Source organism: Enterobacter sp. N5-15 (assembly GCF_057221635.1).
Window position 1 is genome coordinate 250,903 of sequence record NZ_CM170150.1, and the last position, 13,890, is coordinate 264,792.

Sequence of the window (13,890 nt, forward strand, 5' to 3'; positions counted from 1 at the left end):
TTTTTTATGATGTTGCAGTGCGTTTCAACGTCATTGCGAGGTTCTTCCCAGCCAGCTGTCCCAGTCTTTCCAGACAGGCTGAAGACCCTGCGCCGTCAGGGCTGCGGCGACCGCTTCCGGACGTCGTCCGTCATGCGGCACAAACTGCTCCAGCTCCAGACGATCGTCGGCGTAGCCGCCAGGCTGCGTTTTGGAAAACGCGCTGACGTTGTTAATCGCCAGCGGGATAACGCGATCGCGAAACGCCGGGGACTCACGCGTTGAGAGCGATAATTCCACTTCCGGGGCGAGCAGGCGAAACGCGCAGATGGTCTGCACCAGCTGGCGTTCATCCATTAGCGAAGCCGGCTCAATCCCGCCCGCGCAAGGTCTCAGGCGCGGGAAGGAGATGGAATAACGGCTCTGCCAGTAGTGCTGCTGGAGCCACAGCAAATGTTCCGCCACCATATAACAATCCACCCGCCAGCTGTCAGAGAGCCCGATCAGCGCGCCCAGACCGATTTTGTCGATGCCCGCGCGACCCAGCCTGTCCGGTGTTTCCAGGCGGAAAAAGAAATCCTGTTTCTTGCCCTTCAGGTGGTGCCGGGCGTACGTCGCCTCGTGGTAGGTTTCCTGGTAGACCATGACCCCGTCCAGCCCGAGGGTTTTGAGCTCCGCGTACTCCTCCTGCGCCAGGGGCTGCACTTCCATCTGCAACGACGCAAACTGACGACGAATGGCGGGAAGGTGGTGACGGAAATAGTCCATTCCCACTTTTCCCTGATGTTCGCCCGTGACCAGCAGAAGATGTTCAAAGCCCATTTCACGAATGGCCGCACACTCGCGGGCAATCTCACCTTCATCGAGCGTTTTACGCTTGATGCGGTTGCTCATGGAAAAACCGCAGTAGGTGCAGTCATTGGCGCACAGGTTAGAGAGATAGAGCGGCACGTAGAAGCTCACCGTGTTGCCAAAACGCTGGCGGGTGAGCCGCTGCGCTCGCTGGGCCATTGGTTCGAGGTACGCGCTGGCCGCCGGGGAGAGCAGGGCCATTAGATCCTCGCGGGTCAGATGGCGGGCGTTCAGCGCGCGCTCCACGTCAGCCGTCGTTTTGCTGTTGATGCGCAGGGCAATGTCGTCCCAGCTAAGCTGCCGCCAGCGCTCGGTAAACGTGCTCATGAGATCGCCTCCAGAAAACCGGTCAGCGGGCTGGTGGCCTGCGCCTGGAAGCTGCGCGAGCCGGGGCCGGACTCCCTTGCCAGCAGGCCAGCCTCAACGGCCATGCGGAACGCACGCGCCATCATGACCGGATCGTCGGCAACCGCGATGGCCGTGTTCACCAGCACCGCGTCGGCACCCATCTCCAGCGCCTGCGCGGCATGGCTTGGCACGCCAATGCCCGCATCCACCACCACCGGTACGGTAGCCTGCTCGATGATGATTTCCAGCATCGCGCGGGTTTCCAGCCCCTGGTTGGAGCCAATGGGGGCGCCCAGCGGCATGACGGCGGCGCAGCCGACCTCTTCCAGCCGTTTGCACAGAACAGGGTCGGCGCCGCAGTAAGGCAGGACGGTAAACCCTTGCTGCACCAGCTTTTCAGCCGCTTTCAGCGTTTCGATAGGGTCAGGCAGCAGCCAGCGGGCGTCAGGATGAATTTCCAGCTTCAGCCAGCGGGTGCCGAGCGCCTCGCGGGCCAGCTGCGCGGCGAAAATCGCCTCTTCGGCCGTTTTGGCACCGGAGGTGTTGGGCAGCAGCGTGACGCCAGCCGCCAGTAAAGGAGCCAGAATGGCATCGCTGTGATGACGCAGATCCACGCGCTTGAGCGCCAGCGTCACCAGCTGGCTGCCGCTTTCGCGAATGGCATCCACCATCAGCTGCGGCGAGGCGAATTTTCCGGTTCCGGTAAACAGATGTGAATCAAAGACTTTATCGGCAATACGTAACATCTCAGCCCCCTGCGATAACCTGAAACAGCAGGATCTGGTCGCCGTCATTGACCTGCTGATGTTCCCACTGCTCGCGCGGCAGGATCTGTTGATTGAGCGCCAGCGCCCTTCCCGGCCTGAGCTGACGCAGCTTGTCGAGCAGTACCGCAACGGTGAGCCCGTCGTCGCATCTCATCGGCTCATCGTTAAACAGAATGCGCATCGCGACCTCCGCATACCGGGCAGCGGCTTGCGCGGTGTAAGGCCAGATGGCGCCAGCCGCTGGAGCGGGCATCAAACAGCCGCAGCGTATTGCGTTCCGTCTCCATGCCGCTGAGCAGCTTGATGGCTTCCAGCGCCTGCATTGTGCCCATTACGCCGACCACCGGACCAAGAATGCCCGCCGTACGGCAGTTGCGTGCGGGCTCTGCATCATCCGGCCACAGGCAGCGATAGCAGCCCTGCGACCACGGCGGGGTCAGGACCATCATCTGCCCGCCGAAACCCACCGCGCTGGCGGTGATAAGCGGCGTATTACTTGCCACGCAGGCGGCGTTAATCGCCTGGCGCGTCGCCATGTTGTCCGTGCAGTCCAGCACCGCGTCGGCAAGGGCGACCTCACGGCTCAGGCTTTCACCGCTGAGCCGATCCTGCAGGGCAATCAGCTCGATATCCGGGTTGAGCTGGTTCAGGCGCTGTCGGGTGATTTGCGCTTTCGGCTGGTTGATATCCTCGGTGGTAAAGAGGATTTGTCGCTGCAGGTTGCTGAGGTGAACCTCGTCGTCATCGGCCAGCACCAGTGTACCGATACCTGCACCTGCCAGATAAATCGCGGCGGGCGCGCCTAACCCGCCCAGACCGACAATCAGCACCCGGCTGGCGAGCAGTTTTTGCTGCCCGTCGATGGCGATATCTTCCAGCAGGATCTGACGGCTGTAGCGCATAAAATCACGATCGTTCATCACCCGCTCCTGCCAGCTGTAACAGCTGTTCGGTGGCGAATTGCCAGTCTGCGGCCTGGGTGATGGCGCTGACGACGGCGATACTGCCGACGCCGGTCTCCAGCACCGCCGGGGCGCGTTCAAGGCTGATCCCGCCGATGGCGACGGTAGGGTAATCGGCAAGGCGTTTAACGTGGTTCGCCAGCTGCGTCAGACCCTGCGGTGCGGAGGGCATCTGCTTGGTTTGCGTCGGGAAGACGTGACCCAGCGCGATGTAAGAGGGACGGGCCGCCAGCGCCACGTCGATCTCCATGTCATCGTGTGTTGAAACGCCAAGGCGCAACCCGGCTTCGCGGATAGCGCTCAGATCCGTTGTTTCCAGATCCTCCTGACCCAGATGCACGCCGTAAGCCTGGTGCTTAACGGCCAGCCGCCAGTAGTCGTTGATAAACAGGCGGGCGTTATGCCGACGCCCAAGCGCGATGGCGGCAACCACATCCGCTTCCACCTCTTCGTCGCGTTTATCCTTGATGCGCAGCTGGAGGGTGCGAACGCCAGCCTTCAGCAGGCGCTCTATCCACTCCACGCTGTCCACCACCGGATAGAGCCCTAAACGGTAGGGGACGGGCGGGAAATCGGGCTGGTACATTACGCCTCCTCTTTTTTGAGGTAGATTTCGCCGCCTCTGGCGCGGAAGGTTTCTGACATGTCCGCCATACCCACTTCAATGGTCTGCGCGGCGGCGTAGTCGCGCACCTCCTGGCTGATTTTCATCGAGCAGAACTTCGGCCCGCACATAGAGCAGAAGTGTGCGACTTTGCCTGATTCCTGCGGGAGGGTTTCGTCGTGATAGGCGCGGGCGGTGAACGGGTCCAGCGCCAGGTTGAACTGGTCTTCCCAGCGGAATTCGAAGCGCGCCTTCGACATGGCGTTATCGCGGATTTGCGCGCCCGGGTGGCCTTTGGCCAGATCCGCCGCGTGGGCGGCAATTTTGTAGGTGATCAGCCCCTGCTTCACGTCCTCTTTGTTTGGCAGGCCGAGGTGCTCTTTCGGCGTCACGTAGCAGAGCATGGCGCAGCCGAACCAGCCGATCATCGCCGCCCCAATGCCTGACGTGAAGTGGTCATAGCCCGGCGCAATATCGGTGGTCAACGGCCCCAGGGTGTAGAACGGCGCTTCGTGGCAGTGCTCCAGCTCCTCGGTCATGTTGCGGCGGATCATCTGCATCGGCACGTGTCCCGGACCTTCAATCATCACCTGCACGTCATACTCCCAGGCGATTTTGGTCAGTTCGCCCAGCGTGTGCAGCTCGGCAAACTGCGCTTCGTCATTCGCGTCGCGAATAGAGCCAGGACGCAGGCCGTCGCCCAACGACAGAGAGACATCGTACGCGGCACAGATTTCGCAGATCTCGCGGAAGTGCTCGTAGAGGAAGTTTTCCTGATGATGGGAGAGGCACCACTTCGCCATGATGGAACCGCCGCGCGAGACGATGCCGGTCAGGCGCTTAGCCGTCATCGGCACGTAGCGCAGCAGCACGCCCGCGTGAATGGTGAAGTAGTCCACGCCCTGTTCAGCCTGCTCCAGCAGCGTGTCGCGGAACGCTTCCCAGGTGAGGTCTTCGGCAATGCCGTTGACCTTCTCCAGCGCCTGATAAATCGGGACGGTACCAATCGGTACCGGGCTGTTACGCAGGATCCACTCGCGGGTTTCGTGAATATAGCGGCCAGTGGAGAGGTCCATTACCGTGTCCGCACCCCAGCGCGTGGACCAGACCAGCTTTTCCACCTCTTCTTCGATGGAGGAGGTCACGGCCGAGTTACCGATGTTCGCGTTGACCTTCACCAGGAAGTTGCGGCCAATAATCATCGGCTCGGACTCCGGATGGTTGATGTTGGCGGGGATAATCGCGCGGCCTGCGGCCACTTCGTCGCGCACAAACTCCGGCGTGATGTTCTCCGGCAGGCGAGCGCCAAAGCCTTCACCCGGATGCTGATAGCGCAGCACTTCGCTACGGATGCGTTCGCGGCCCATGTTTTCGCGGATGGCGATGAACTCCATCTCCGGCGTGACGATGCCCTGGCGCGCGTAGTGCAGCTGGGTCACGCATTTGCCCGCTTTGGCGCGTTTTGGCGTCAGCAGGCCGGTAAAGCGCAGCCCGTCCAGACCGTCGTCGGCCAGGCGCTCTTTGGTGTAGGCAGAGCTTTGCTCGTTTAGCGCTTCGCTATCATCACGCGCCTCAATCCACGGCTGGCGCAGCTTCGCCAGACCCTGCTGGACGTTGATGGCAACATCAGGGTCGCCGTAAGGGCCGGAGGTGTCGTATACCGGCACGGCTTCGTTGTCTTCATACTGCGGGTTATCTTTGCTGCCGCCGATAAGCGTCGGGCTGAGCTGAATTTCGCGCATTGGGACGCGGATATCGGCCTGCGAGCCGGAAATGTAGATGCGTTTCGAGTTCGGGAAAGCGGTGCCTTCCAGCGTGTCGATGAAGTGTTGGGCCTGTGCGCGCTGTTCGCGGCGGGTCAGTTTTGCAGTAGACATAGCTCATTCCAAAAGTGAAGGACATGGCTTGTCAGACGACGGATGAAGCAAGAGAGGATCGCCCTCAGGCGATACAACAGCAGTGTGACTCTTGTTCCCTTCGCAGGTATTAGCCTGATCAGGTTCCGCGGATCCCGAATTAACGGTCTCAGCCCGCGCTTTCAGGCGCTGGGCACTCCGACAAGAAAAATCCCCCTCGTGAGAGGGGCGAATGGTTGTAAATTACTCGTTAACGATGAAGAACTCAAGCAGGGCGCGCGACGTTCTCTTCGTTACTGATGTTCAAATCATTGTCCAGCACGAGGGCGATCAGCTTATCTTCCAGCGTGAATCGCTCTTCCAGCGCTTCACCGAGGTCGGATAGCGCCCGCTGGAACTCAAGATAGTTATCGTGATCGATGGCGTTCTCAAGCGCGGAATCATAGTAATCCATGATCTGCTGGGTGTTGGCTTCCAGCAGCGGATAGAGCTTGCTGGCCGCTAAATACGGTGTTGTCCCTTCCATTTCGCGGATAATGCGTTCATAAATATTGAAATGGCCGTCGGACAGATAGTCGACCAGGCCCTGACAAAAATCATCCAGCGCTTTTTCATTCAGTCGCATAAACGATTCTTTGCCAGGCTTAATACCGACCAGATTGTAATAAGCCACGAGTAGATGCTTGCGTACATGTAGCCAGCGATCCACCAGTTTGTTACTTCCTCTAACGCGCTCAGTCAGGCTTTCCAGCTGGTTTAACATGGTCGACTCCGCAAAATGTAGGATTGAATCTGCTTATCCAGAATGTAACCACAATGCTAACAACATGTCAGTGAAGCGAAGGTAGTGCAATAGATATGGATCGTATTATTGAAAAATCAGATCTTGGTTGGTGGATCGTCAGTCACGAACAAAAGTTATGGCTGCCTGCCGGGGAAATCCCCTATGGCGCAGCTGAGGCGTTCGAACTTGTTGGCCAGCCAGCGCTAAAGATCGGCGAGTGGCAGGGTGAGCCCGTGTGGTTGATCCAACAGCCCCGCCGCCAGGACATGGGATCCGTGCGCCAGGTGCTGGATCTGGACGTGGGGCTGTTCCAGCTGGCGGGGCGGGGCGTGCAGCTGGCAGAGTTTTACCGCTCGCATAAATACTGCGGCTACTGCGGTCATACCATGCGTCCGAGCAAAACCGAGTGGGCGATGCTCTGCAGCCACTGCCGCGAGCGCTACTATCCGCAGATTGCGCCGTGCATTATCGTCGCTATCCGCCGGGAGGATTCCATCCTGCTGGCGCAGCATACCCGCCATCGCAACGGCATCCACACCGTGCTGGCCGGCTTCGTCGAAGTGGGCGAAACGCTGGAGCAGGCGGTGGCGCGCGAGGTGATGGAGGAGAGCGGGATCAAAGTGAAGAACCTGCGCTACGTCACCTCCCAGCCGTGGCCGTTCCCGCAGTCGCTGATGACGGCATTTATGGCCGAATACGACAGCGGCGAGATCGTTATTGACCAGAAAGAGCTGCTGGACGCGAACTGGTATCGCTACGACGATTTACCGCTGTTGCCTCCGCCGGGTACCGTGGCGCGTCGGCTGATAGAAGATACCGTGGCAATGTGTCGGGCCGAGTATGAGTAGTGTTACACTGAGGCCATGACGCTTAAGGAACTGCAAAAATGACCGAACTGAAGAACGATCGTTATCTGCGTGCGCTGCTGCGCCAGCCCGTTGATGTCACCCCGGTGTGGATGATGCGCCAGGCGGGACGCTATCTGCCAGAGTACAAAGCCACGCGCGCGCAGGCGGGCGATTTTATGTCGCTGTGCAAAAACGCCGAGCTGGCCTGTGAAGTGACGCTCCAGCCGCTGCGCCGCTTCCCGCTGGATGCTGCGATCCTCTTCTCGGATATTCTGACCATTCCGGATGCAATGGGCCTTGGCCTGTACTTCGAAACCGGTGAAGGTCCGCGTTTCACCTCCCCAATCAAAAGCAAAGCCGACGTGGATAAGCTGCCGATCCCCGATCCGGAAGGCGAGCTGGGCTACGTGATGAACGCCGTGCGCACCATTCGCCGCGAGCTGAAAGGTGAAGTGCCGCTGATTGGCTTCTCCGGCAGCCCGTGGACGCTGGCGACCTATATGGTGGAAGGGGGCAGCAGCAAAGCCTTTACCATGATTAAAAAGATGATGTACGCCGAGCCGCTGGCCCTGCATGCGCTGCTCGACAAGCTGGCGAAGAGCGTCACCCTCTATCTGAACGCGCAGATTAAAGCGGGTGCGCAGTCGGTGATGATTTTCGATACCTGGGGCGGCGTGCTGACCGGGCGCGATTATCAGCAGTTCTCCCTGTACTACATGCATAAAATCGTTGACGGCCTGCTGCGTGAAAACGAAGGTCGCCGCGTGCCGGTGACGCTGTTCACCAAAGGTGGCGGTCAGTGGCTGGAAGCGATGGCGGCAACCGGCTGCGACGCGCTGGGCCTCGACTGGACCACCGATATTGCCGATGCGCGCCGTCGTGTGGGCGACAAAGTGGCGCTGCAGGGCAACATGGACCCGTCCATGCTCTATGCGCCACCTGCCCGCATTGAAGAAGAAGTGTCGACTATACTGTCTGGTTTCGGCCAGGGGGAAGGCCACGTCTTTAACCTCGGCCACGGCATCCATCAGGATGTACCGCCAGAACACGCAGGCGTATTTGTGGAGGCGGTGCATCGGCTTTCTGCCCAGTATCACAAGTAAGGAGTGGTTATGGATCTCGCGTCGCTGCGCGCTCAACAAATCGAACTGGCCTCATCGGTGATCCGCGAGGATCGTCTGGATAAAGATCCTCCGCAGTACATTGGCGGAGCAGACGTCGGATTCGAGCAGGGTGGGGAAGTGACGCGAGCGGCGATGGTGGTACTGAAATACCCGTCGCTTGAGCTGGTGGAGTACAAGGTCGCGCGTATCGCGACCACCATGCCGTACATTCCGGGCTTTCTCTCCTTCCGCGAATATCCCGCGCTGCTGGCAGCGTGGGAGCAACTCTCGCAAAAACCTGACCTGCTGTTTGTCGATGGACACGGTATTTCACACCCGCGACGTTTAGGCGTTGCCAGCCACTTTGGGCTGCTGGTGGATGTGCCGACCATTGGCGTCGCCAAGAAACGCCTGTGCGGCGCGTTTGAACCTCTTTCTGCCGAGCCGGGCGCGCTGGCGCCGCTTATCCATAAAGGCGAGCAGCTAGCGTGGGTCTGGCGCAGCAAGGCGCGCTGTAATCCGCTCTTTATCGCCACCGGGCACCGGGTGAGCATGGACAGCGCCCTGACATGGGTGCAGCGCTGCATGAAGGGCTACCGCTTGCCGGAGCCGACGCGCTGGGCAGACGCCGTGGCATCTTCGCGTCCGGCTTTTGTTCGTTGGCAGGAAATTCAGCGATGATTCAGGTAAACTGCGCCTAATTTTCGATTCGAGAGATCATCATGCTACAAAACCCGATTCACCTGCGCCTTGAGAAAGTAGAAAGCTGGCAGCACGTGACGTTTATGGCTTGCCTGTGCGAGCGCATGTATCCCAACTATGCCGCGTTCTGTAAGGAGACGGGCTTTGGTGATGGCCATATCTACCGCCGCATTCTGGATCTGATCTGGGAAACGCTGACGGTGAAAGACGCGAAGGTGAACTTCGACTCCCAGCTGGAAAAGCTGGAAGAGGCGATTCCGGCTGCGGATGATTTTGACCTGTACGGCGTCTACCCGGCCATTGATGCCTGCGTGGCGTTAAGCGAACTGCTTCACTCCCGTCTGAGCGGTGAAACGCTGGAGCATGCTATTGAAGTCAGTAAGGCATCTATTACGACCGTCGCGATGCTGGAAATGACCCAGGAAGGTCGCGAGATGACCGACGAAGAGCTGCGTGCGAACCCGGCGGTTGAGCAAGAATGGGACATTCAGTGGGAAATTTTCCGCCTGCTGGCAGACTGTGAAGAACGCGATATCGAGCTGATAAAAGGGCTGCGCGCGGACTTGCGAGAGGCTGCTGAGAGCAATATTGGTATAATTTTTAACCAATGAGATAAGAAAACTTGAGATAACGCCCGTTTTGTCGCTCCTCGACTCTTCCCTTTCGCCCCTTGTCTGGTCTACATTTGGGGGGCGAAAAAAAGTGGCTATCGGTGCGTGTATGCAGGAGAGTGCTTTTTTGGCATTTTCGTCGCACTCGATGCTTAGCAAGCGATAAACACATTGAAAGGATAACTTATGAACAAGACTCAACTGATTGATGTAATTGCGGACAAGGCTGATCTGTCTAAAGTGCAGGCTAAAGCTGCTCTGGAATCTACCCTGGCTGCTATTACTGAGTCTCTGAAAGAAGGCGATGCTGTACAACTGGTTGGTTTCGGTACCTTCAAAGTGAACCACCGCGCTGAGCGTACTGGCCGCAACCCGCAGACCGGTAAAGAAATCAAAATCGCCGCAGCTAACGTGCCGGCATTTGTTTCTGGTAAAGCACTGAAAGACGCTGTTAAGTAAGACGCGTGGCAGTGAACAGTTTTAGCGAAGGGGCGGCAACGCCCCTTTTGTCTTTCTGGCGTGGAACGCTCGCGCTGGCAGGCATGCTGCTGCTGTCCGCCTGCAGCCACGACACCTCCCTGCCGCCGTTTACCGCCAGCGGTTACGCGGACAACCAGGGCGCGGTCAGGATCTGGCGCAAAGATTCCGGCGGCGAAGTGCATCTGCTTTCTGCCTTCAGCCCGTGGCATAACGGCAATACGTCGACTGCGGAATATCGCTGGCAGGGAGATGACCTGTCGCTGATTGAACTGAATGTCTACAGCAAGACCCCCGAACACGTGAAGGTGCGTTTTGACGACCATGGCGAGCTGAGCTTTATGCAGCGCGAGGTCAACGGTCAAAAACAGCAGCTTTCCAGCGATCAAATCGCCCTCTACCGTTATCGTGCCGAACAAATCCGTCAGACCAGCGATGCGCTTCGTCTGGGCCGCGTTGTGCTGCGCCAGGGGCGCTGGCATGCCGATGGGACGGTGACAACCTGCGAAGGGCAGACGGTCAAGCCCGAGCTCGAATCCTGGGCAACAGAACACATTCAACGCCGTCAGCGTCATTCATCAATGGAGGTGAGTGTGGCGTGGCTGGAAGCGCCGGAAGGCTCTCAGCTGCTGCTGGTGGCGAATGAAGACTTCTGCACCTGGCAGCCGACGGAAAAGAGTTTTTGATTTAAGTTCCCTCTCCCTTGAGGGAGAGGGTTAGGGTGAGGGTGTGAAATTACTCGCCCTGCTCGCGCGCAATTGCGCGATAACCGATATCCTGACGGCTAAAGCTGCCGTTCCAGTGAATATCCGCCATCAGCGCATAGGCGCGCCTCTGCGCTTCTGCCACGGTATGACCCAGTGCGGTTGCACACAGCACGCGTCCGCCGTTGGTGAGGATGCGATCGTCTTCAGCCAGCTTCGTACCGGCATGGAACACCTTCGCACCGTCAATCTCTTCCAGCGGCAGGCCGTGGATCTCATCCCCGGTGTTGTAGTTGCCCGGATAACCACCCGCAGCAATCACCACGCCCAGAGACGCGCGCTCGTCCCACTCTGAGGTTTTCTCGTCGAGCTTGCCTTCGCAGGCCGCCAGGCACAGATCCACCAGGTCAGATTTCATGCGCAGCATGATGGGCTGCGTTTCCGGATCGCCAAAGCGGCAGTTGAATTCGATAACCTTAGGGTTACCCTGCTTGTCGATCATCAGACCTGCGTAAAGGAAACCGGTGTAGGTGTTGCCTTCTGCCGCCATCCCTTTCACGGTAGGCCAGATGACGCGATCCATGGTGCGCTGATGTACTTCGTCAGTCACTACCGGAGCAGGGGAGTAAGCGCCCATCCCGCCGGTATTCGGGCCGGAATCACCATTACCCACGCGCTTGTGGTCCTGGCTGGTGGCCATCGGCAGAACGTGCTCGCCGTCGACCATCACGATAAAGCTGGCCTCTTCACCGTCGAGGAACTCTTCGATCACGATGCGGTGGCCCGCATCACCAAAGGCGTTGCCCGCTAGCATGTCCTGAACCGCGGCTTCTGCTTCTTCGAGGGTCATCGCCACGATCACGCCTTTACCGGCTGCCAGACCGTCGGCCTTGATAACAATCGGCGCGCCTTTTTCACGTAAATAGGCCAGGGCTGGCTCCACTTCGGTGAAGTTCTGATATTCCGCCGTCGGGATGTTATGACGCGCGAGGAAATCTTTGGTGAAGGCTTTGGAGCCTTCCAGCTGCGCGGCACCTTGCGTTGGGCCGAAGATTGTCAGGCCCGCCGCGCGGAAGGCATCGACGACGCCAATCACCAGCGGCGCTTCCGGGCCGACGATGGTCAGGTCGATTTTCTCGCTCTGGGCAAAGCTCAGCAGCGCCGGAATGTCGGTTACGCCAATGGCGACGTTCTGTAGCGTCGGCTCCAGGGCGGTACCGGCGTTGCCCGGTGCCACGAAGACCGTTTTCACCAGCGGAGACTGCGCCGCTTTCCACGCCAGAGCGTGCTCGCGTCCGCCGTTACCAATTACTAATACTTTCATTTTCAGCTCCGGGAATTAATGGCGGAAGTGGCGCATGTCGGTGAAGATCATCGCAATGCCGTGTTCGTCGGCGGCGGCAATCACTTCGTCGTCGCGGATTGAGCCGCCAGGCTGGATCACGCAGGTGATCCCTACAGCGGCTGCCGCGTCGATACCGTCACGGAACGGGAAGAAGGCGTCAGAAGCCATGGCGGAGCCTTTGACTTCCAGACCTTCATCGCCTGCTTTAATACCCGCGATTTTCGCGGAGTAGACGCGGCTCATCTGGCCTGCACCTATCCCGATGGTCATGTTCTCTTTCGCATAGACGATGGCGTTGGATTTGACGAACTTCGCGACCTTCCAGCAGAACAGCGCGTCACGCAGTTCCTGTTCGCTCGGCTGACGCTTGGTCACCACGCGCAGGTCGGCTTCTGTCACCATACCCAGATCGCGGTCCTGAACCAGCAGGCCGCCGTTCACGCGCTTGAAGTCCAGGCTCGGCACGCGTTCTGCCCACTGGCCGCAAACCAGTACGCGCACGTTCTGTTTTGCCGCAGTGATTTTCAGCGCTTCTTCGGATGCGGATGGCGCGATGATCACTTCAACGAACTGGCGGGAGATGATGGCCTGAGCCGTTTCAGCATCCAGCTCGCGGTTGAAGGCGATAATGCCGCCGAAAGCAGAGGTCGGGTCGGTTTTGTAGGCGCGATCGTAGGCATCCAGAATAGAGGTGCTCACGGCAACGCCGCATGGGTTCGCATGCTTGACGATAACGCAGGCCGGCTCGCTGAACTCTTTCACGCATTCCAGCGCGGCGTCGGTGTCGGCAATGTTGTTATAGGAGAGTGCTTTGCCCTGAACCTGCTGGGCTGTCGCGACAGAGGCTTCTTTTACCTCTTCTTCTATATAGAAGGCAGCCTGCTGGTGGCTGTTCTCGCCGTAGCGCATATCCTGCTTCTTAATGAAGTTCAGGTTCAGGGTGCGCGGGAAGCGGCCGGAAGGATCTTTGCTTTCACCGTGGTAGGCTGGCACCAGGCTACCGAAGTAGTTGGCGATCATGCTGTCGTACGCGGCGGTGTGTTCGAAGGCTTTGATGGCGAGGTCGAAACGCGTTTCAAGCGTCAGTGACCCTTCGTTGGCATCCATCTCATTAATAATGGTTTCGTAATCGCTGCTCTTTACGACGATGGCCACATCTTTATGGTTCTTGGCCGCGGAGCGCACCATGGTCGGGCCGCCGATATCAATATTCTCTACGGCATCTTCCAGAGAGCAGCCTTCGCGCGCTACGGTCTGGGCAAACGGGTAGAGGTTAACAACCACCATGTCGATTGGCGCGATGTCATGCTTTTCCATAATGGCGTCGTCCTGACCGCGACGGCCAAGAATACCGCCGTGTACTTTCGGGTGCAGAGTTTTGACGCGTCCATCCATCATTTCCGGGAAACCGGTGTAATCGGACACTTCGGTTACCGGCAGACCTTTATCTGCTAACAGGCGAGCGGTACCGCCTGTAGAAAGCAGCTCCACACCGCGTGCGGAAAGTGCCTGAGCGAATTCGACGATACCGGCTTTATCAGAAACACTGAGCAGAGCGCGGCGGACTGGACGACGTTGTTGCATGGTAAATCCCCTGGATTTCACGATTACAGAGAGCGTTAGATGAATTTTCCTGCGAAAAACTCATCTAACACACCTGACGGGGCATCCTTGTTAAGCGCGAGCATTTTAACGAAAACGTTTGCGCAACGCTCGCACATTTTCACTTTTTCGTATCATTGTGGATAAGTCTGTGTGTAAAAAGGTATAAGGCGGGGTTTTGCTGTGGAATGCAGCAGTCAGTCATTTTTCTGTCATTTAGCGGTTGCGGCCTGCTGAGAACTCCCTATAATGCGCCTCCATCGACACGGCGGATGTGAATCACTTCACACAACAAGCGGTTCGGTTGAAGAGAAAAAATCCTGAAATAACGGGTTGACTCTGAAAG

At 58.5% G+C, this 13,890-nt stretch carries 15 protein-coding genes and 1 riboswitch; of the genes, 6 read left to right on the forward strand and 9 right to left on the reverse strand.

Going from position 1 to position 13,890, the window contains the following annotated elements; all coding sequences use genetic code 11:
• Window positions 1-30: 30 nt before the first annotated feature.
• From thiH to AC2TE5_RS01190, 7 genes are all read right to left on the reverse strand, one after another.
• Window positions 31-1,158: a 2-iminoacetate synthase ThiH gene (gene thiH, locus AC2TE5_RS01160; RefSeq protein ID WP_213330782.1), complete on the reverse strand. Its 1,128-nt coding sequence runs from the start codon at window positions 1,156-1,158 to the stop codon at window positions 31-33.
• Entirely contained in the window at window positions 1,155-1,925 is a 771-nt protein-coding gene (gene thiG / locus AC2TE5_RS01165; RefSeq protein WP_148245043.1) for a thiazole synthase, read from the reverse strand. Before thiG ends, thiH begins: the two co-directional genes overlap by 4 nt.
• Before the next feature lies 1 nt (window position 1,926).
• Window positions 1,927-2,127, reverse strand: coding sequence for a sulfur carrier protein ThiS (gene thiS / locus AC2TE5_RS01170; protein WP_484612518.1), 201 nt, complete (start codon window positions 2,125-2,127; stop codon window positions 1,927-1,929).
• The gene (locus AC2TE5_RS01175; protein WP_484612519.1) at window positions 2,111-2,866 is read right to left on the reverse strand and encodes a HesA/MoeB/ThiF family protein; all 756 of its coding nucleotides are present in this window, start codon (window positions 2,864-2,866) and stop codon (window positions 2,111-2,113) included. Before AC2TE5_RS01175 ends, thiS begins: the two co-directional genes overlap by 17 nt.
• A complete protein-coding gene (thiE, locus tag AC2TE5_RS01180) occupies window positions 2,853-3,494 on the reverse strand; it encodes a thiamine phosphate synthase (RefSeq protein ID WP_213330788.1) in 642 nt (213 codons plus the stop codon). Before thiE ends, AC2TE5_RS01175 begins: the two co-directional genes overlap by 14 nt.
• A complete protein-coding gene (gene thiC / locus AC2TE5_RS01185) occupies window positions 3,494-5,389 on the reverse strand; it encodes a phosphomethylpyrimidine synthase ThiC (protein WP_213330790.1) in 1,896 nt (631 codons plus the stop codon). Before thiC ends, thiE begins: the two co-directional genes overlap by 1 nt.
• 78 nt (window positions 5,390-5,467) lie before the next feature.
• Window positions 5,468-5,579, reverse strand: a riboswitch (TPP riboswitch).
• 54 nt (window positions 5,580-5,633) lie between these two features.
• Window positions 5,634-6,131: an Rsd/AlgQ family anti-sigma factor gene (locus tag AC2TE5_RS01190; protein ID WP_023334107.1), complete on the reverse strand. Its 498-nt coding sequence runs from the start codon at window positions 6,129-6,131 to the stop codon at window positions 5,634-5,636.
• 95 nt (window positions 6,132-6,226) lie between these two features.
• Here AC2TE5_RS01190 and nudC point away from each other — a divergent pair, with 95 nt between their 5' ends.
• From nudC to AC2TE5_RS01220, 6 genes are all read left to right on the forward strand, one after another.
• Window positions 6,227-7,000, forward strand: coding sequence for an NAD(+) diphosphatase (nudC, locus tag AC2TE5_RS01195; RefSeq protein ID WP_484612520.1), 774 nt, complete (start codon window positions 6,227-6,229; stop codon window positions 6,998-7,000).
• A gap of 38 nt (window positions 7,001-7,038) precedes the next feature.
• Window positions 7,039-8,103: a uroporphyrinogen decarboxylase gene (gene hemE, locus AC2TE5_RS01200; RefSeq protein ID WP_029742041.1), complete on the forward strand. Its 1,065-nt coding sequence runs from the start codon at window positions 7,039-7,041 to the stop codon at window positions 8,101-8,103.
• Window positions 8,104-8,112: 9 nt separating this feature from the next.
• On the forward strand, window positions 8,113-8,784 hold the full coding sequence (nfi, locus tag AC2TE5_RS01205) for a deoxyribonuclease V (protein WP_059446347.1): 672 nt from the start codon (window positions 8,113-8,115) through the stop codon (window positions 8,782-8,784).
• A 41-nt stretch (window positions 8,785-8,825) separates the two neighbouring features.
• On the forward strand, window positions 8,826-9,416 hold the full coding sequence (locus AC2TE5_RS01210; RefSeq protein WP_484612521.1) for a YjaG family protein: 591 nt from the start codon (window positions 8,826-8,828) through the stop codon (window positions 9,414-9,416).
• 186 nt (window positions 9,417-9,602) lie between these two features.
• Window positions 9,603-9,875: a nucleoid-associated protein HU-alpha gene (gene hupA / locus AC2TE5_RS01215; RefSeq protein ID WP_002445246.1), complete on the forward strand. Its 273-nt coding sequence runs from the start codon at window positions 9,603-9,605 to the stop codon at window positions 9,873-9,875.
• A gap of 11 nt (window positions 9,876-9,886) precedes the next feature.
• The gene (locus tag AC2TE5_RS01220; RefSeq protein ID WP_484613303.1) at window positions 9,887-10,579 is read left to right on the forward strand and encodes a DUF1481 domain-containing protein; all 693 of its coding nucleotides are present in this window, start codon (window positions 9,887-9,889) and stop codon (window positions 10,577-10,579) included.
• Between the two features lie 49 nt (window positions 10,580-10,628).
• On the opposite strand, the gene purD is transcribed toward AC2TE5_RS01220, so the two are convergent.
• Window positions 10,629-11,921 carry a phosphoribosylamine--glycine ligase gene (purD, locus tag AC2TE5_RS01225; protein WP_484612522.1) on the reverse strand — a complete coding sequence of 431 codons (1,293 nt, stop codon included), beginning with the start codon at window positions 11,919-11,921 and terminating at the stop codon, window positions 10,629-10,631.
• Between the two features lie 15 nt (window positions 11,922-11,936).
• The gene (gene purH, locus AC2TE5_RS01230) at window positions 11,937-13,526 is read right to left on the reverse strand and encodes a bifunctional phosphoribosylaminoimidazolecarboxamide formyltransferase/IMP cyclohydrolase (protein WP_484612523.1); all 1,590 of its coding nucleotides are present in this window, start codon (window positions 13,524-13,526) and stop codon (window positions 11,937-11,939) included.
• Between the last annotated feature and the right edge of the window lie 364 nt (window positions 13,527-13,890).